This is a genomic window from Leptospira ryugenii (genome assembly GCF_003114855.1).
Classification (GTDB): Bacteria; Spirochaetota; Leptospiria; order Leptospirales; family Leptospiraceae; genus Leptospira_A; species Leptospira_A ryugenii.
Genome location: NZ_BFBB01000004.1, coordinates 62,021 through 78,943, shown reverse-complemented (window position 1 = coordinate 78,943; position 16,923 = coordinate 62,021). Strand labels below are relative to the sequence as shown.

Annotated in this window: 15 protein-coding genes; 4 read left to right on the top strand and 11 right to left on the bottom strand. The window is 41.1% G+C overall.

The window, feature by feature from the left end; all coding sequences use genetic code 11:
* Positions 1-90 precede the first annotated feature (90 nt).
* Positions 91-939, top strand: a complete 849-nt coding sequence (gene dapF / locus DI060_RS08745; protein WP_108975903.1) for a diaminopimelate epimerase — start codon at positions 91-93, stop codon at positions 937-939.
* Here the strand turns inward: dapF and DI060_RS08740 are convergent.
* Both DI060_RS08740 and DI060_RS08735 read right to left on the bottom strand, forming a co-directional pair.
* A complete protein-coding gene (locus tag DI060_RS08740) occupies positions 936-1,664 on the bottom strand; it encodes a lysophospholipid acyltransferase family protein (protein ID WP_108975901.1) in 729 nt (242 codons plus the stop codon). The two genes, dapF and DI060_RS08740, sit on opposite strands and share 4 nt — an antisense overlap.
* A 1-nt stretch (position 1,665) precedes the next feature.
* Positions 1,666-1,962, bottom strand: coding sequence for a hypothetical protein (locus DI060_RS08735; RefSeq protein ID WP_108975899.1), 297 nt, complete (start codon positions 1,960-1,962; stop codon positions 1,666-1,668).
* Between the two features lie 328 nt (positions 1,963-2,290).
* On the opposite strand from DI060_RS08735, the gene DI060_RS08725 reads away from it, so the two are divergent.
* Positions 2,291-2,773, top strand: coding sequence for a DUF4468 domain-containing protein (locus DI060_RS08725; RefSeq protein WP_108975895.1), 483 nt, complete (start codon positions 2,291-2,293; stop codon positions 2,771-2,773).
* Here DI060_RS08725 and DI060_RS08720 read toward each other — a convergent pair whose 3' ends face one another.
* The 4 genes from DI060_RS08720 to DI060_RS08705 are packed head-to-tail and all read right to left on the bottom strand — an operon-like array spanning position 2,774 to position 8,350.
* A complete protein-coding gene (locus tag DI060_RS08720) occupies positions 2,774-3,049 on the bottom strand; it encodes a hypothetical protein (protein WP_135355024.1) in 276 nt (91 codons plus the stop codon).
* A 39-nt stretch (positions 3,050-3,088) separates the two neighbouring features.
* Complete coding sequence (locus DI060_RS08715; RefSeq protein ID WP_108975891.1) at positions 3,089-4,645, bottom strand: adenylate/guanylate cyclase domain-containing protein; 1,557 nt, start codon at positions 4,643-4,645, stop codon at positions 3,089-3,091.
* Positions 4,645-6,030 carry an MFS transporter gene (locus tag DI060_RS08710; RefSeq protein WP_108975889.1) on the bottom strand — a complete coding sequence of 462 codons (1,386 nt, stop codon included), beginning with the start codon at positions 6,028-6,030 and terminating at the stop codon, positions 4,645-4,647. The genes DI060_RS08715 and DI060_RS08710 overlap by 1 nt, the downstream gene beginning before the upstream one ends.
* Before the next feature lie 49 nt (positions 6,031-6,079).
* On the bottom strand, positions 6,080-8,350 hold the full coding sequence (locus DI060_RS08705) for a SpoIIE family protein phosphatase (RefSeq protein ID WP_108976330.1): 2,271 nt from the start codon (positions 8,348-8,350) through the stop codon (positions 6,080-6,082).
* A 168-nt stretch (positions 8,351-8,518) separates the two neighbouring features.
* Here DI060_RS08705 and DI060_RS08700 point away from each other — a divergent pair, with 168 nt between their 5' ends.
* On the top strand, positions 8,519-9,631 hold the full coding sequence (locus tag DI060_RS08700; RefSeq protein ID WP_108975887.1) for an ankyrin repeat domain-containing protein: 1,113 nt from the start codon (positions 8,519-8,521) through the stop codon (positions 9,629-9,631).
* A gap of 34 nt (positions 9,632-9,665) precedes the next feature.
* Here DI060_RS08700 and DI060_RS08695 read toward each other — a convergent pair whose 3' ends face one another.
* The 4 genes from DI060_RS08695 to DI060_RS08680 all read right to left on the bottom strand — a co-directional run bounded on the left by DI060_RS08695 (position 9,666) and on the right by DI060_RS08680 (position 13,594).
* Complete coding sequence (locus tag DI060_RS08695; RefSeq protein WP_108975884.1) at positions 9,666-10,103, bottom strand: hypothetical protein; 438 nt, start codon at positions 10,101-10,103, stop codon at positions 9,666-9,668.
* Between the two features lies 1 nt (position 10,104).
* Positions 10,105-11,370 carry an acetyl-CoA acetyltransferase gene (locus DI060_RS08690; protein ID WP_108975882.1) on the bottom strand — a complete coding sequence of 422 codons (1,266 nt, stop codon included), beginning with the start codon at positions 11,368-11,370 and terminating at the stop codon, positions 10,105-10,107.
* Positions 11,371-11,384: 14 nt separating this feature from the next.
* Entirely contained in the window at positions 11,385-12,695 is a 1,311-nt protein-coding gene (locus DI060_RS08685) for a 3-hydroxyacyl-CoA dehydrogenase family protein (protein WP_108975880.1), read from the bottom strand.
* Between the two features lie 380 nt (positions 12,696-13,075).
* The gene (locus DI060_RS08680) at positions 13,076-13,594 is read right to left on the bottom strand and encodes a phospholipase D family protein (RefSeq protein WP_108975878.1); all 519 of its coding nucleotides are present in this window, start codon (positions 13,592-13,594) and stop codon (positions 13,076-13,078) included.
* A gap of 114 nt (positions 13,595-13,708) precedes the next feature.
* Between DI060_RS08680 and DI060_RS08675 the strand changes: the two genes are divergently transcribed.
* Complete coding sequence (locus DI060_RS08675; protein ID WP_108975876.1) at positions 13,709-14,386, top strand: DJ-1/PfpI family protein; 678 nt, start codon at positions 13,709-13,711, stop codon at positions 14,384-14,386.
* 28 nt (positions 14,387-14,414) lie between these two features.
* Here DI060_RS08675 and DI060_RS08670 read toward each other — a convergent pair whose 3' ends face one another.
* Complete coding sequence (locus DI060_RS08670; protein WP_135355023.1) at positions 14,415-16,625, bottom strand: hypothetical protein; 2,211 nt, start codon at positions 16,623-16,625, stop codon at positions 14,415-14,417.
* Positions 16,626-16,923: the final 298 nt, after the last annotated feature.

Sequence of the window (16,923 nt, the reverse complement as noted above, 5' to 3'; positions counted from 1 at the left end):
AATCCTAGGGTCAAATCAAATTTCTGGGGCATACTTACTTGCAGGAATCAGAGTCTAAAAAACATTAGTAGCATAGAGGCTTGGGTGAGAATGGCAAAAAGGCTGCAGTTTACCAAAATGGAAGGAATCGGTAACGATTACCTATATATTGATGCGACCAAAAATGATCTTCGACTGAGTACAGAAGAGATCCAAAAACTCTCTGATCGGAACTTTGGGGTTGGGGGAGACGGTGTTATTTTCATTCGCAAGTCGAATGTTGGTGAATTCCAAATGGATATGTACAATGCCGATGGTAGTTCCTCTGAGATGTGTGGGAATGGGATTCGTTGTGTAGGTAAGTACATCTATGACCATGGCCTCACCAAGAACCAGAAGCCGACCATTGAAACAGGCAAAGGCGTCCTTACTCTCAATTTGGAAACTGATTCGCAAGGCAAGGTGCAAATGGTCTCCGTAGACATGGGAGAGCCTATCCTCAAACCAGAACTCATCCCCCTTCGTTGGGAGGGTGATGGCCCCGTGGTCAGCCAAACTCTAGAAGTTGCGGGCAAACAATATCAATTTACGGCTGTTAGTATGGGAAATCCACACTGCATTATCTATGTCGACAATGCCGAAACCTTTCCTGTTCGAGAGATAGGCCCCCTCATTGAAAACCACCCTCTCTTCCCTAAGCGGGTGAATGTAGAATTCGTTCATCTCATCGGTGAGAACCATCTTTACCAAAGGACATGGGAAAGGGGTACAGGCGAAACTCTAGCCTGCGGAACAGGAGCCTGTGCCGTCATGGTAGCCTCCGTATTAAACCACAAAACGGGAAGAAAGGTGAAGATCGACCTTCGAGGAGGCCAATTAGAGGTGGAATGGAAAGAATCTGGAAGTGTCATAATGACGGGTCCAGCAAAAGAAGTTTTCCAAGGAGAGATTGAACTCTAGAACTTTTTCAGAAAGTCTGCTTTTTGTAAGTCTCCCATGCGCCGTTTGGTTTCCATAGAAACGGCTTTCATACCTTCTTCTAAAGGTAGGTGGATATAGTCTTGGTGTTTGATTACCTCACCAAACACCAAATTCACTTTTTTGTAAACGACTCTCTTTTTGATTTCGCAGACTTCCTTTGGCATACCCATAAATGCACGCACTAGCGGTGGGATGGGGTAGTCGGAAATGGTCTCTTCTTCAGGGATAAGCACGGAAGGAAGGATATCCACTTTGTTTCTGAGGCTAAAGGCAGCGAAGCCGTGGTGGAAATCCGCCAAAGGTGCGCTGAAATCATTTTTCACCATGTAATCATGGCCTTCAGGAAAGATGCCTAGCACATCTCCATTCTTAAACACCTGCTGTACCTTTTTGATACTTGCGATAGAGATATTGCCATCGATGGCCATGGGTATAGTGCCAGTCTTTTCTACTAGGTCTCGGAAGAGTGGGATCCGTGTTGTATATTCCGCCGCGATCCAAGAAATAAAGCGAGGGAAGGCATTCCCGATTACAAAGGGATCCATGTCACTTCTGTGGTTGCAGGTGAGGATGAGCTTACCCGAGGGGACAATATTGTGGTAACCATAGACATTGGTCGTGACCGCTAAATTGAAAAACGGAGTTACGAATTTTTTGATGGTTTCTACGTTTTTCTTTGCTTGGTCTACGATTTGTCCTTCCATCTCATTCCCCTATGATTTTCTTCCACCAAGACTTGGTTTCTTGGCTACCCGTTGGACCAAGGTTTGCTTTTTTGGGAGCTTCCTCCTCACGGCCTTCCGACACATCAAAAGGGGAAGAGGAGTCTTTTTTTCGTTTCACATTAGAATGTTGGGTTGGTAAACTGCGTTTGATTTCTTCCAATTCCCTTTGGGCTGCGGCGCTAGATTTTAAATAAGCTCGGATTTCGTCCCATTGTGGGTCATAGTCGTTGCCGTAAATTGCGTAATTCATAAGATCAATGCGATCAAAATCGGGCATGTTTTTTGGAATCCTTCCCTTCTTTCCGTAAATCTCAGACTACGCCAGCCTTTAATTCAATCTTATTTTTCTTTCTTTAGTTTGTTCTGCAGAGTAATTTTAGAGAGCGGACTTGAGATTGGGCTATCTGGATTCCGATGATCATAATGTGAAAGATAGAATCGAGTCCAAGAGACATAAGATCAAAAATAGAAACCAGAATCCTAGCCAATTCCCTGACAACGTAGTCCCGTTTCCCAGAATCCCGCTTCCCAATCCCTTGAAAATTTCAGGTCTGTATGAAGATTTGTTTTGCTCCCCGGAGGCAGAAGAGGAAGGCTAATCTAGAATGATCCGTAAATTGCTTTTGCTTCTCTTTTGTTTTGCCTTTTTCTCAAATACCCTTTGTTTACGTCTTTGGATCGTTTCTTCCAAGCACCGAAAGACCGAGGAAACTCGCGAAGTGAAAACATACCAAAGAACCAAGTCCTTTGCTAAGGCAAAACAATGGTTAGAATATAAATTAATCCCTGAAGGTTCAAAAATAGAAAAAGAAGACCTAGAAGCTGGGAGTTTATCAGGTGTGGGTCTCATTCGATGTTACGTTCCCTATGGGATAGGGGAAATAGATGCCAACGAACACGAGTTTAACTATAAAATTTACTTAAGAGAAGGGAGTGCTACCTTCACTGTAGAGAGAATTTTTTCTTTCATCAAAGATCCAAACGATATTGTATTAAACTATGGGCCAAAGAATGAGAGAGTGGCAAAGATAACAATCCGATCCTGTTTCAAACCACTCTTTGATGATTTTTTTGATTATATCAAATAACTAACGTCCGACGGGAGTGGCAGTTGCTGTGCCCGTGGAACCGAATGTAGTAGTGCCTGTGGAATAAGGGCTCAGGCCATATGTATCAAGGCTTTGTGTGTTGTTGGAATTCGTATTTTGGGAAGCATTTGTCGATTGAGAAGAGGAGGAGCCAGGGGCACCGCCTTCTTGTTCTAAGAGGTCTGTGATGTCCTTAGGATTTAGCAATTTGTCGGAACATTGCCCTAAGCAAAAAGCTAGAGCCAAAACCAAAATGGACTGATAGAATGCCTTCACAGCCAAAGCCTAGCTTTCTTCGCTTTCTTTGGCAAGCAATTAACCGTAGATATTCTCTTTTGTTAAACGGCCCTTGAGTTCGAATTCCCCGAGAAAGGCAACCTGCTTTCTTTCCCCTTCGGGAAGGCATTGGTACATCGCTTCAGTCAGGAGTAGCTGCTTGTTAAGACCTTTGCAAAGACCTTCCACGCGGGAGGCGGTGTTCACTGTATCTCCGATCACTGTAAACTCCATACGGTTTTGAGCTCCAATATTTCCGATCAAAACAGAACCTCGATGGATACCAATCCCCATTTTTAGAGAGGGAAGACCATCCCTCTCTAGTTCTTTGTTCAAAGATTCTAGATTGGATTGCATTTTCTTTGCGGTTCGGAAGGCAACGAGTTCTGGCTCATGTAAGGGGATGGGTGTACCAAATACAGCGAGTATAGCATCACCGATGAATTTATTGATGAATCCACCTTCCGATTCTATGGCGTCACTCATGGCTTGGAAGTATCGATTCAATAAATTGAGAACTGCTTCTGGGGAACGATTTTCAGACAATTGAGTAAAGTCCCTTAAATCTGAAAATAGAATGGTGGCATCCACAGTTTTTCCACCTAGTTCATGTTTGTTGTTGAGAAGATAGTCGCGAACCCTTGGGTCAACGATTCTACCAAAAGTATCTTTGATCCTTTCCTTTTCTTCTAAACCACGCACCATATCATTAAATGAGTCTGCTAGGATTGCTAACTCGTCTGTACTATTGACAATCACTTTTGTTTCAAACAATTGGTCTTTGATTTTGTAAGTAGCCTCTTCTAAAATTTTCAAAGGCTCTTGGATGCTTCGGGCATGCACCAAAACGATCCAAAAGGAAAAAAACAATAAAACAAAACAGAGTTGGAATAGTCGATCGGATTGCAATACGAACAAAATATCAGACAGTCTCTGGGAAGACCGATTCAGTAAACTGAAGAGCATGAGTGTAATGGGGAAAAAGGAGATGGAAAACCAAATGATTACAGATTTGGAAACCAATGAGAATCGACTTGTTTCCACATACTTACCTAAACCTCCTTCTGGGAAAAAACAAGGGATGAGAAATTTTTTTCCAAGATAGTCAACCGTGAAGAAAGTAAATGCAAAAACAAAAAATCCCCAAAATGCAAACACCAAAAAGGTCCGGTACACTGGGTCCATGTCGGGTACAGGTAAAAGCTGCATAGATCGGAAGACAGACAGTGTGGTGGCAGTCTCCCATCCTATAAGACCCAGCAAACTGATCATAAAAGGAGTGTTGATCAATCGTCTCCTAGCCACCTCTATTTCGCTAGGTGACAGTTCTTTCCCAAGTATATACCGCACCAGCGGATAACTATAGATCGAAATGAGTATACTCACTATCGGAAATGGACCCCAATTGATCATGACCATTAAAAGATCACGTGAAGACATGATAAAATTAAAAAGTGTTAAGTCAGCTTTAGGTAAAAAAGTGGACGAAGTGTAATCTCCAAAGAGTAGAGCGAAAAAATTTGCAGAAATAGGCACAAGAAAGTAAACGAGAATTGCACCTACCAAAATCTGATTTTGTTTCTCTTTTTCTATCATTAGATTGATTTGATTTCCTTTCTTCGGCGAAGGATCCGTCTTTGGATAGCCAAATGTTTTTTATCGCTTAGTGGATACAGTAAGAAAAGAAGTGCACCTAATACAAAAAAGAGTCCCACCAGTGGGCCAAAGATCAGTGAGAGACGAAACCCCAATTCTGGTATTTGTTCATTTGCTTCTGGCAAAAAGCCAATAAAATCCAATAAAAATCCCGAGATGGCGATACCGAAGGCTTGTGAGAATTTAACACCCATCTTCCAAAAGCCAAAATAGATGCCTTCTCTCTTTTCTTTGGATTTCCATTCGTCATAGTCTACAACATCAGTTAGGATAGAATCCATGATCAAAATAGAGCCTGCAAACACACCACCAAAGAATGCAACTATCAAGGGAGGTCTTAATTCTCCATAAGGAAACAGCGGATAGGCGATCATCGTCAATACACCTAAAAGAAAGATTCCCCAAAACGCGGGTATTTTTTTACCAACTTTTTTGGAGATCCAAACCCAAAAGGGAATGGATAGCATCAAGACTAGAAAAAATGGCAAAAGGATATTTAAAACCACATCTGACTCTTTTAGGCCGAGCCTGTATTGATAATAATAAAGAGCAATGGCGGTATTGAATGTCCTACCGATCGTTGCAATGATAAAGGCAATCAAAAGAGGTAGAAATACTTTATTTGACCATACCGATCTCATTGATTGAAAGAAATGAGATTTTTCTGTAGCTTGTATCAGAGATTCATCTCGTCCACGAGTTACCAAAAATGTTATGATAGAACTAAATGCAATCACAAGGGCAATGATCTCACTTGCGATTGCTCTCGAATATTTAACATTCTCAATATTGTTTTCATTTGACAGTGTCTGTAAAACAATTGCGGGAACTAACATACCGACTAACATACCAATGTTGCTAAAAAATAGTCGCCAGCCAAAGATTGAAGTTCTTTCATTCCTTTCAAATGTAAGCTCTCCACCTAATGCAATGTGAGGTACGGAGATGATGGTCATTGCTGTATTTACTAAAAGATAAGAGCAGAGTAAATAAGTAAATTTCCCAAATTGGGAACTAAGTGTTGTAGGTGAAAATAGGATTAAAATGGAAAGGGAAAGTAACAATCCACCAACTAGGATAAATGGCCGTCTACGCCCCCATCGGGAGGAAGTTCTATCAGAAAGATTTCCCATGAGAGGATCGCTGATTGCGTCCCAAATAACTGAGATAGATAATGCTATCCCTGCTAGGCTCGGACTGAGTCCAATTACATCGGTATAGAATTTTAGTAAATAAATTTGAGTGACAAATTGTACGGCTGTGATGCCGGTCTCAGCAAATGCATAGCCAGCTTTAGTTCTAAGAGGTAGGGTGTTTTTGTTCATTTTAAGGTAAGTACATATTGGACTTCCAAATCGATCGGTTCAGTAGAATTTATTGGAGGAGGGAGGCAAGTGCTTCCCAATCTTCCAAAGGCAGTCCGATGATTTTTAAGTCTTTGAGAATCGCTGCGGCCCTTTCGTTTTTTGCATTTTTTACGTAAAGATGAAATAAATGGACTAAGTATTTGCTTTTTTTGGGAGCTCGGTTTCTGATCGACTCTGCCAGTAAAAGTGCTTCAGAAAGTTTCCCGACTTTTTTGTAGACTTTGGATAGAAAATAACCAAACTCAAGGTCATCACGGTATACTTTCAAATAATCTTCGCCATACGATGCGGCAGAGCTAAGATCACCATACACATAAAAGAGTTTTGCCAGTTCCTTTTTGAGCCTTGGGCCTGCGTTTGACTCAGCCTCTACTAAGTTTTGTAAAATTCGGATCGAGTCATATGTTTTGCCTCGGTGGTAAAGTCGTTTTGCCTCTTTGTACAATTGTTTCCCATCCTTAGAAAACAATTCTTGTTTCCGAGTGACACCCATATATTCTAATCGGATCAAGGAAAAGTCATCAATGATGGTACCTACTTCAGATAGACCTTTGAATATTTGAGAAAGGTTGGCCCCTTTTGATTCTACTTCTCGTAAAAATAATTTATCATCTAAATTGATTTCATTTTCTCCATCTGGCATGGCAATCAGGAGGTCGTCTTTTCCATCAGATCCCAAAAGGATGATGTCACCAGGATTGAGTTGGATTTTTGTCGCCTCAATTCTAGGGAGACTTCCCAAAGTTCCAAGTTTGAAGTACTGATTTTTTTGTTCTAAATAGCAAGCTTTGGCATCGCGGTAAAGAACTGGATACGGATGTTCAGCATTTAAGAAGTATAAGGTGCCAGTTTCTTCTTCTAGTAAGCCAATCACTGTAGAAACTAACATGGTGCCATCAAACGCCTCGAAAACTCTTTGCATCTCTTCAAATGAAGTGCTTAGCCATTGGTTTGGCGTAAGTTGTGAGAATGCTTCATTGATTCGAGTCCTTTGGACTAAAGATTGGAATACTGCACCGAAAACTAAGGCGCCACCAGCACCTTGCATTGATTTGCCCATAGCATCTGCATTGGCGACTAGGAGGTATTTTTTATCCTTTAAGAGGATGGAATGAGCAATGTTGATGTCACCACCTATATCATACTGATTGGACTTAAATTCAAATTGCTTTTTCTGTCGCAGGAAAAAATCGACTGTAACCTTCTCGCTTTGGACATCTTGGAATCCTAGGGGGTTTAGCAATTGGTAGGTTAAGTAGTAGTCCCCATCTTGCTGGAATTTTAATTTTCGAAGTTCTTGGAGGGATTGGTCTAATTCGAATGTTCTTAATTTAACTTTCTCTTCTAAACTTTCGTTTAAACCGATTATTTCGGCATACATCTCTCGAAGTTTTTGGATAACATCATTTAACACAAATGCCTGTTGGCCAAACTCATCGCCTGAGTTAGGTGTGATCACGATATCAAAATTTCCTTTTGCAACTTCATTCAAGGAACGATTTGTTTCATTTAATCCTTGTCTTACGGTATCTGCTACTACGTAAGAACAGACAATTAGAGGGATGATAAAGATGGAGGAAACAATCACGATTGGCACGAGTGGCTGCTCAACTCGAACTTCGCCACTTGAAACGGAATAGAGAATATATGATAAAACTGATACTGGTAATGCGGCCAATGAAAAAAACGAAATCAGTATTCTCTTAAAATAATCAAATCGAGGAATCTCATCCGGTTTTATTTCTATGTTTTTGATTTGGGGAAGAGTGAATAATGGCCTGAGAGAGTTTTCACTAATGAAATAATAGGTGACAAAAGATATGGGAGGAATCATCGCCAAGGTAAAAAAACCTGAGCGAATGACGGAAGGTGTGTACTCTACGATATATGTATAAAGACTGATGATCGGAATGACACCCGAAAACCAACGGATGACAATGATGAAGGCTTCGACAAGAGGGTATTTAAAAAGGTACAGTTTGACCGATTTTGCATAGTCCCGATCTCGGTAAGTATAGTCGATATTCGAACCTTTTTCTGGAACTTTGATTTTTTCGATTTTTGCAAAGAGGTTTTTGATGAGAAAATAACGAAGTACAGTTCCGAGTAGTCCAATACCAGTGGCAAAACCAATGCAGAGTCCGACAAAAATCATCCATTTTTCGGTCTCCATTTTTTGCGTAATGATCGCATAGTAGACGGCAAAGGGGACTGGAACCGTATGAGTAAAGGCTTCTAGTTTTAGAGTCAATTCCCAGAATAAGGAGTTACGATTCACAAATGCATCCAAGCCTTAGGTTTCTTATCGGCATTCAGTGATACCGAACTTAGAAGCCAAAAGCAAGAAGATTTCTTGTTTTTGACAAATTCATTTTTTTCGCTAGGGGATTGAAAAAGACCTCATTTCGGTTAAGATTAGGGTGCCATATTCTTTTCGAGGTCTTACGTGAAAAATCCAAAATTTTACTTTGTTTCTCTTTGTATCTTGTTGTTTTGTTCGTCCACGCTAGTCGCTACACCCGTTGACCTTTTTGAGGCAATGTCTTGGGAAAAGGTAGAGGATCTGAATGCAGGAATCAAAAAAGGAGGCAATGTAAATCAAATTGATCCTGATTATGAAATCTCGATACTGATGAAAGCAATCGAAACCACCAAACCAGAATTAGTGAAAGCACTCTTGGACGCAAAAGCGAACGTCAATCTCAAGATTCCTAAAACGCAAAAAACAGCGCTGATGCACTTCATGGAAAAGTACACAATGGTCTTAGAGAATGGTACTGGCGAAAACAGTGAGTATGTAGATGATGAAAATATGCTCTCAATATTCAAAATGTTAATTAAGGCTGGGGCGAGGGCAACGGATAAAGACGCTGATGGTAAATCTGTGTTGAGTTATGCGATCGACTCAACATATGTTCCTCAAAGTACATATATCATGAAACAGATCATTGCATTAAAAGCAGATCCCAACGAGATGTTCAGCAATGATATCAAAAAGTCTATCTGCTATTATGTTGCGGAAGATTCGACAGGGTATAAGTCCAATGCCTTTCGGATCTTTTTAGAGCAAAAATTATGTGATCCAAATAAAGTATACAAGGAAAAAAACCAGAGAACCAATACCTTATTGTACATCGCCGTCTCCAAGAATGATGTAGAGCTCGTAAAACTTCTCTTGGATGCAGGTGCCAATCCAAATATTGGTGCCTCCGATACAATGATGGATTACCTTCCCCTATTTTCAGCGATTTCGAATCGCGAAATTTTTACGACCCTCCTGAAGAAAAAAGCAAATCCAAATTCGGTAGAGAATGATATTCATATTATGGAACATGCTGCGAGAAATCTTCCCGATGATGAAGAAGGCGAAGCCCTCATTGATTTGTTGTTACAAATGGGGAGTGATATTAACCATCCTAAGTTGTTTGATGCCTACACAAATGATAACAAGGCAGTCTATGCAAGTCAAGTAGTGGGTAAAGAGAGGTTGGAAACGTATTTAGTTCGGAAAGGTGCTTTGGACAAAGAGAGATTGAAACTGAAAAAAGGGAAGAAGTAAAGGTGAGATTGGACTCCCACCTTTACGAGCGAGCTTAGTCTTCTTGCCAACCTATAGAATAGATGGAGCTGACCGTTATGGAAAAAAGAGTTTGGAACGCAACCCACACCCACCAAACATAATTGGCTGTTAGGTTAGTCAAATTGGTAAGCAAAAGAACCGGACCTACGTAGGCTGTAATTGCAAAAAGGAATCCAAACAAAATTCCCCCGACTAAACCTTCTGGGAGTTGTTGTTTGGAAAACACAAAGAGCAAAGCAAGAAAGAAACATTGGATCAAATCTCCAGCAATAGGACCGATCCAATATACTTCATGCATAGGTACGAAAACCGCTTTAAAATTTGGGTCAAAGTAAAACTTCGAAAAGAATAACATCCTCAGAGGAATTGCTACTACTTCCCAAAAGGCAAAGGCAAGTAGGAACCGAACTAAGATTCGGTTCCAAGTCTCGGTTTTTTGTACCTCTTTCATTTTACTTTCCTACGATGAACACGTAATTGGTGGTTGCCGATCCACCGATGTTCAACATCAATCCGTTTTTCGCTCCCTTTACTTGGTAGTCACCTGCAGTACCCGTGACTTGTTTGTAAAGGTCTAACATCATCCGAACGCCAGAGGCACCAACTGGGTGTCCAACTCCAATCAAACCTCCCGAAGGGTTTATTGGTTTTTTCCCTTTCAGGTCAATCGTACCTTCTTGGATAGCGATGTGTTCTTTTCCTGGTTCGGAAATTCCGAATGCTGAGATCGCAGCATATTCTGAGGAAGTGAAACAATCATGTGTTTCGAAGACATCAATGTCTTTCACATCCATGTCTGCTCTTTTGTATGCATCTTTCACAGTTTGGCGAGTCCAAGGGAGGATGTACTTTTCACCTACAGACTCATTCTTTTTTGCTTCAAAGGTAATAGGAGCAACTCTATGACCCCAACCTTTGATTCTTGGAATATCATCTATGTCTTTTCCATGCTTTTTAGCGTATTCTTTGGCATAACTCTTAGAGGCTAGTAAAGTAACCGCAGCACCATCTGTTACTTGTGAACAATCCGTAATGCATAAACGACCTCCTACTGCCATATTATTGGCGCCTCCGCGCGCAAGTGCATGTTCTTTGTTCATAAACCAAGAACGTGTTTGGGATTTTGGATTCAATTTGGCATTGGCATAATTGATTCTTGAAATTTCTGCCAGAGCGTCCATAAATACTTCCTCTTTTAGGTTGTATCTTTCCAGGATAACATCTGCTAGCTTTCCAAAAAGCTTTGGAAAGGGAAACTGAACACCTTTTGCTTCTTTTTCGTAATAAGCGGCTGTTCCTAAAAAGTCGCCACCAACGGAAGAGGAAACGGTTTTCATTACTTCGATACCTAAAACGATAGCTAAATCATAATCTTCAGCACGGATGTGAGTGACGGCGGCATCTAGAGCAACAGAACCAGATGCGCAAGCAGCTTCATACCTCGCTCCTGGGACTCCATAAAACGCAGGATCTACTTCTGTTAAAAATGCACCTAGGTGACCTTGGTTGGTATACTGTTCTGCATCAAAGTTTCCTACGAATACTGCCACTCGGTTTTCTTTGTTGAGAAGTTTGATCTCTTCATAGTCGATACCAGTTTTGTCCAATGCATCTTGCATGACCTCTCTCATCATCGAAAGGAAGGATTTTCCTTCTTTTGACCAGTTTCTCTGAAAGTCTGTTTGTTCTCCACCGAGAACGAATACTTTTTCACTCATAGAATTCTCCTACCTTAACCTTTGAAAAGAGACCTTGCGTCTAGTTTGTCACCTAACTCATAAAATCTTTTGTTAGGCTTTGCATCTGAAAGAAGTTTTGGAACAGGCAATTTTGCCGCTTCGATCAACTTAATTGTATCTTTTGGACCACCTAAAAAGTCTACAAATGCAGATGCTGGGACCCAATTAAATCCAAACCCCATTGCACCATCTGTATTCTCTTTTGTTTCTACTACTTCTCCAACTAAACTTAAGGAGTAGCTGATGTAGCGACTAATGAAGTAACGAGCAAGATCTGCCTCAAAACCAGTTGCTGTTTTGACAACTTCCATTGCACCTTTGTAGTTTGATTCTTTGATCATCGCTCTCGCTTGTTTGATAAATGCAATATCAAATTTTGGATAGGGGTCATAAGAACCAGTTTTGATGTTGTAAACGAATTTCTCTTTTTTGCCATCAGCAGTTTTGGTGACCTTTGTCAATCCACCACCGGATTTCATTCCTAGTTTGCCTTCATCAATTAACTTTTGCATATAAGAAGGGAGTTTGAATGTTGAATGGGCAGCATCTTTTGTATTATCATAGATATTGTCCACAATCGCTTTGTGCACATCCAAGCCGACGAAGTCTGCCGTTGCTAATGGTGCCATTGCTCTACCTGTGTAACCTGACATGATTTCATCTAAGAGGGCAATGCCTCCTTTGTCGGAATAGGTTTCTGCAAATTGTGCACACTCATTCATCAATTGGAATCCTATACGATTACCAGCGAATGCAGGAGTGTCATTTGTGTAGACGACAGCTCGTCCTAAAACCTTATCTAGATACTCACCTAGTTCTTTCGTGATTTTTTTATCATTTCCCGCATGTGTGACAAGTTCACAGAGAATCATTTTATATGGTGGGTTAAAGAAGTGGGTTCCATAGTAATACTTCTGGCCATCCTCATCAAAAGCTTTCGCCAATCGAGCAATGGAAAGACCTGATGAAACTGTGGAAACGATAGTCCCCGGACGTCTAGCTTTTGCTATACGGGCATTGATAGGTTCCTTGACCTCGTAACTTTCTGCAACTAATTCAAAAACCCAATCGGATTCCGAGACTGCCTTTTCTAAGTCGGCATCATAGGAACCGGGGATCATTCGGGAACGAATTGTATCTGTTTTGACCGAACCTACGGCAGCTTCGATACCTTGTTTGGCCTTTTCGACGTCTCTTGCGAGCATATGAACTTTGGCACTTCCAAATGCGGCGATAACACCAGCACTCCCAGCGCCCATTGCGCCATTTGCACCCAAAATCGTGACTGTTTTGATTTCTCTCATGAAATGATTTCCGAATCTAATTTTTACTTACCTTTCTAGAAAGGCAAGGTGACAGGAAAATCGTTTTTTTTGACAGTTTTGTTACAAAAGTGCCTCTCCCCACCCTGATTGGGTGGGGAGCTGGACCCGCCACCCAATGCGGCCTATCTACCACAGCTTCCCCTCATTGGCTAGCCTCTATCCTCAGTTCATCTTTTTTTTTGCATTTTGTTCGCGGTTTTACAGTTTGATAAAACCTTCTCTAAGACTTTTGCAATTTGTGGTGGTAGTAAACAAGCTGTAAATCGGGGCAAACTAGTAGTGTCTCGTCTTCCCGAATCCTGAACAAATTGTTAGGTAAGTAGCCCTGCTATAATTCCGATAGAACTTTGCTTAAAAAATCAAAGAATAGGATCGGGGCATACCTTTCTTAATAAACAGCTAACACAATATTTCCCAGAAAAAATGGAGTTAAAATAGCTTTCGATTTCACGAATGATTTTTGGGTCATCGCTGATAATTCCCGCTTCAAAATTTCTCTTATGTTCGCTTTTGGCTCCCATACCAGCACCTGTTAGGTTGGCAGAGCCGATATATGCAATTTTTCTATCAAGGATAATTGTTTTCAGATGCACCCTAGGACAAAGGGCTCTTTTGAATGATTTGCTCTTTAATAGGAGAGGGAAACGATCAAACTCAGCACGGAAGCGTTGGCCTGGTTCTTTAGCGTGTAATAGTTTAACTTCCACTCCACGTTCCAATGCCTCAGACAGAATAGAGAGAAAAGGAACAAATGAGGAGCCTTTCTTAATATGCAAATTTTTTATATCCGCTGTCGCAATCCATATGGAAGTTTGGGAAAGAGGAATACGTTTTGTTAAGAAATCCTCATAAAAATCACTTCCTAGAGATAAGCGCATATTATTTATGATCGGACGAGAAGTTCCCTTTCATCTTTTTTTTTGAATCGATTTTGAATCGGAAACGATGAATTCTGGAATATAGAAATAGTTCATATACAGAGGTGAACGTTTATGAATCTCACAATGCTTTTATTTGATGATGTAACGATCCTTGACTTCATCGGACCGTATCAAGTATTTTCAAAAATCAAGAACTGGAAACTTTCTTTTGTTTCTTGGAACCAGGAGAGCATTGTCTGCGAAGGAGGCTTACAGATTTCTGGACTTAGATCCATCAAGGAAATCAAAGAATCCGATTTACTGTTTGTACCGGGAGGCACCGGTATCAATGCAATTCTAACAAATCCTGACTATTTAAAAGAAATCAAACGTGTCGGAGAGAATTCAAAGTATATAACATCCGTTTGTACAGGCTCTCTTGTCTTGGGTGCAGCTGGTTTATTGACTGGGTATAAGGCAAGTTCCCATTGGCGGTCCTTGCATTTTTTGGAACGATTTGGTGCTATCCCATGTGAAGATCGAGTCGTGATTGATCGCAATCGGATCACGGGAGGCGGTATAACGGCAGGAATTGATTTTGGTTTGAAGTTAGTGCAATGGACCTTGGGAGATGAACGAGCAAAAGAACTAGAATTATGGCTAGAATATAATCCAGAACCTCCCTTTGGAACTGGGCACCCGCGCCTTGCTGAGACCAAACTCTTAGAAAAAACATTGGAAGATACGCAAGCAGCCATCAATCTCCGAGAGGAGATCATCCAAAAGATAGTGCCTTGGAAAAAGGAGTGAATGTTCTTTCTTTCTTTGTGCTGCAAAACTAATTGCAACTTGAGTTGGGTTCATATGCGCCGTAGGCTCTGTTTCCAGAAGGGCGGCTAGCTCCTGTAAAGTCGACTGTAACAAGATTTGTTGGTGAACCTGTTGAGATGGTAGCCGGAGTCGAGGAAGAAAGACAGTACTTACCATTTGCACTATCAAAGAATTGAGGATTTACAGGATTTGGGAGAGCCGTACCAATTGGTGAGGCGATTTGGTTTGTACAACCTGCATTGGAAAAAGTTCCTCCCATAGCAGCGCACCATTCCGTCTTCGCATTGTTAGCGCTATCTTGGTCAAAGTAAAAAGAGCTAGGACAATCAAATAGAGCATTCGAAGCAAAACTCTGTGGGCCAAAACCAGCCGCATCTTCGTATACACAATGTCGATTGGTGGCACCACTTTCTGTGATAATAAGGTTATAGCCCACGTCCACTGAATTGGATCCTGAAAACTGAATTCCATAGGTATTGGATCCATTCCCTCGACCGATGATGGTATTGTGGTAAAATTGGGTAGAACCGCCCGAAATTTTAATCGCTGCACTCGGTCCCGTTTGCTCTCTTCCTGCTATTACGACATTAGAGAGAAAACGATTTCCTAAATTGATGTCAACGGTTGCATTGCCCGATGAATTTGAATTTCCGCCCTCAAACCGATTGCGTTGGATCAGAATGTTAGATGATGGTGCGCCCCATAGAGCAAACACAAGGTTACCGCTACCACCAACGATGGTATTTCCTATGATCCCTGCGCCTCCCGTCGCACCTATCCGAAGTCCAACAGAGATGCCAAATCCTGATTGTGAGGAGCCTGTATTCACTTTGTTATTTTGAAAATTGATAAAGGAACTGATTCCCGTATTTACCTTCAGTCCAAAGTTGCTACCATTTGCTGTCGCCGAAGTATCGCCTCCAGAGATGGTATTTGATAAAATATCAACATCTGTTGTATTATTGCCTGTGATGTATATACCTCTAGTCTCACAAGTACCGACAGTACATGTGCCAGGATTTAATTCGTTCCCTGTAATGGAAAATTTACTATTTAGACCTGGGACATTTAGGTGGACTGCAGAGACTAGACAGGCATTTCCCGTGCAAGTTGTACCTCTTACCGTATTATTGGAAAAGGTCATATCAGGTGAAGTGTTGGAAGCTGTTGGAAAAAAGCCATTGATCGACGCATTTGCTCCAGTACCATTGCCTAGTGTAATGTTATTTTTATGAATTGAGCTTGCGCCTCCTGTTGAGCCCGTACCAATCGCATTCGCAATGCATGATACTCCAGCGCATGTTCCCATCGTAATTGTGTTCGATTCTATTTTTGAAAAAGCTATCCCTGTAGAATTGATGTAGATTCCATTCCATGAAGTTCCTGAATAGGTACCGGTTTGTATAATTTGATTTGATAAAAACTCTCCGCTATTCACAGAATCAGAAAAAGCACCGTAAGGAAAACCTGGATTTTGGATTTCTATACGATTGGATCGAAAGACGATTCCTGTCCCAGTGATAGAAGTATAAAAAATTGCAGATGAAAAACCACTACCTGTTGTTGGAGGTTTGATATGAAATCCATTGATTTCCGTTGCCTCCTTTTCAAGATTTCCGGAGATTGTGAAGGTAGAAATGGGAGTGGATATACCTCCCCCCGTTGAGCTCCGGGAGTCAGCGAGGATTGTTGGATCATATTGATTTGAAAGAGGATCAGCATTTCGTGTTAAAAAATCATTCGAATAACTCCCAAATAATGAAATGCGATTGGCAACTGTTATACTTGTTGATATGGAATAGTTTCCTTTCGAAACAAGGACAATGCACGTACTCCCCGAATTGGAACAATCGCCGGAGCCTGTTAAACGAGAAATTCCTGTTTGGATCGATGCCAATGGCTCACTTTCTGTTAATCCTGAATTTGAGTCATTTCCATTGTTTGCGACGAATCGAAAGCCATCAGCAAAACTATAACGTACGAGAAATGGATTTTCCGTCGCATTTCCATTGTCTGCTCTGCAAAAGATTCCAAGTTCTTTTTCAATGCCTCCAGTCCACTTGGAAACAGGTGTTAACACAATTTTGGTAGAAGTTTCCGATAACCGTTCATATTGTATTCTATACGCATCATTAGATAGTTGAGAGCTAAAGGAACATCTGCCCGGGCTGATGTATTGATCAAAACCAAACTCTAGTCGACTATCTCGTTTCAACATTTTCCCCGCGGGAAAGAGGGGAAAGACGTTTACAGTCGCGCTTCGAGTATAGGACAAACAGGAGTTGGCACTTACCCCAATATTGAGAGCTAGGAGCAAAAATTTGGTTTGTTGGTTATTTGTAGAATTTGGGTCGCAGAAGTTCCCAAGATCTGGTTTTGCACATTGAACGATCAAGGGGAAAGCGCAAACCAGGAATAGGGTATTTAGAATTTTTCGCATAAGAACTCTGGAACAAATTGGAATATTCTTTACATGAGAAAATTAAAATCTTTTGAATCGGGATATTATGGTCCTG

What these genes read in the sequence shown, in the direction of transcription:
- dapF (WP_108975903.1), top strand. Translation starts at nt 91, where the DNA reads ATGGCAAAAAGGCTGCAGTTTACCAAAATGGAAGGAATCGGTAACGAT.
- DI060_RS08740 (WP_108975901.1), bottom strand. Translation starts at nt 1,664, where the DNA reads ATGGAAGGACAAATCGTAGACCAAGCAAAGAAAAACGTAGAAACCATC.
- DI060_RS08735 (WP_108975899.1), bottom strand. Translation starts at nt 1,962, where the DNA reads ATGCCCGATTTTGATCGCATTGATCTTATGAATTACGCAATTTACGGC.
- DI060_RS08725 (WP_108975895.1), top strand. Translation starts at nt 2,291, where the DNA reads ATGATCCGTAAATTGCTTTTGCTTCTCTTTTGTTTTGCCTTTTTCTCA.
- DI060_RS08715 (WP_108975891.1), bottom strand. Translation starts at nt 4,645, where the DNA reads ATGATAGAAAAAGAGAAACAAAATCAGATTTTGGTAGGTGCAATTCTC.
- DI060_RS08710 (WP_108975889.1), bottom strand. Translation starts at nt 6,030, where the DNA reads ATGAACAAAAACACCCTACCTCTTAGAACTAAAGCTGGCTATGCATTT.
- DI060_RS08695 (WP_108975884.1), bottom strand. Translation starts at nt 10,103, where the DNA reads ATGAAAGAGGTACAAAAAACCGAGACTTGGAACCGAATCTTAGTTCGG.
- DI060_RS08690 (WP_108975882.1), bottom strand. Translation starts at nt 11,370, where the DNA reads ATGAGTGAAAAAGTATTCGTTCTCGGTGGAGAACAAACAGACTTTCAG.
- DI060_RS08685 (WP_108975880.1), bottom strand. Translation starts at nt 12,695, where the DNA reads ATGAGAGAAATCAAAACAGTCACGATTTTGGGTGCAAATGGCGCAATG.
- DI060_RS08680 (WP_108975878.1), bottom strand. Translation starts at nt 13,594, where the DNA reads ATGCGCTTATCTCTAGGAAGTGATTTTTATGAGGATTTCTTAACAAAA.
- DI060_RS08675 (WP_108975876.1), top strand. Translation starts at nt 13,709, where the DNA reads ATGAATCTCACAATGCTTTTATTTGATGATGTAACGATCCTTGACTTC.
- DI060_RS08670 (WP_135355023.1), bottom strand. Translation starts at nt 16,625, where the DNA reads ATGTTGAAACGAGATAGTCGACTAGAGTTTGGTTTTGATCAATACATC.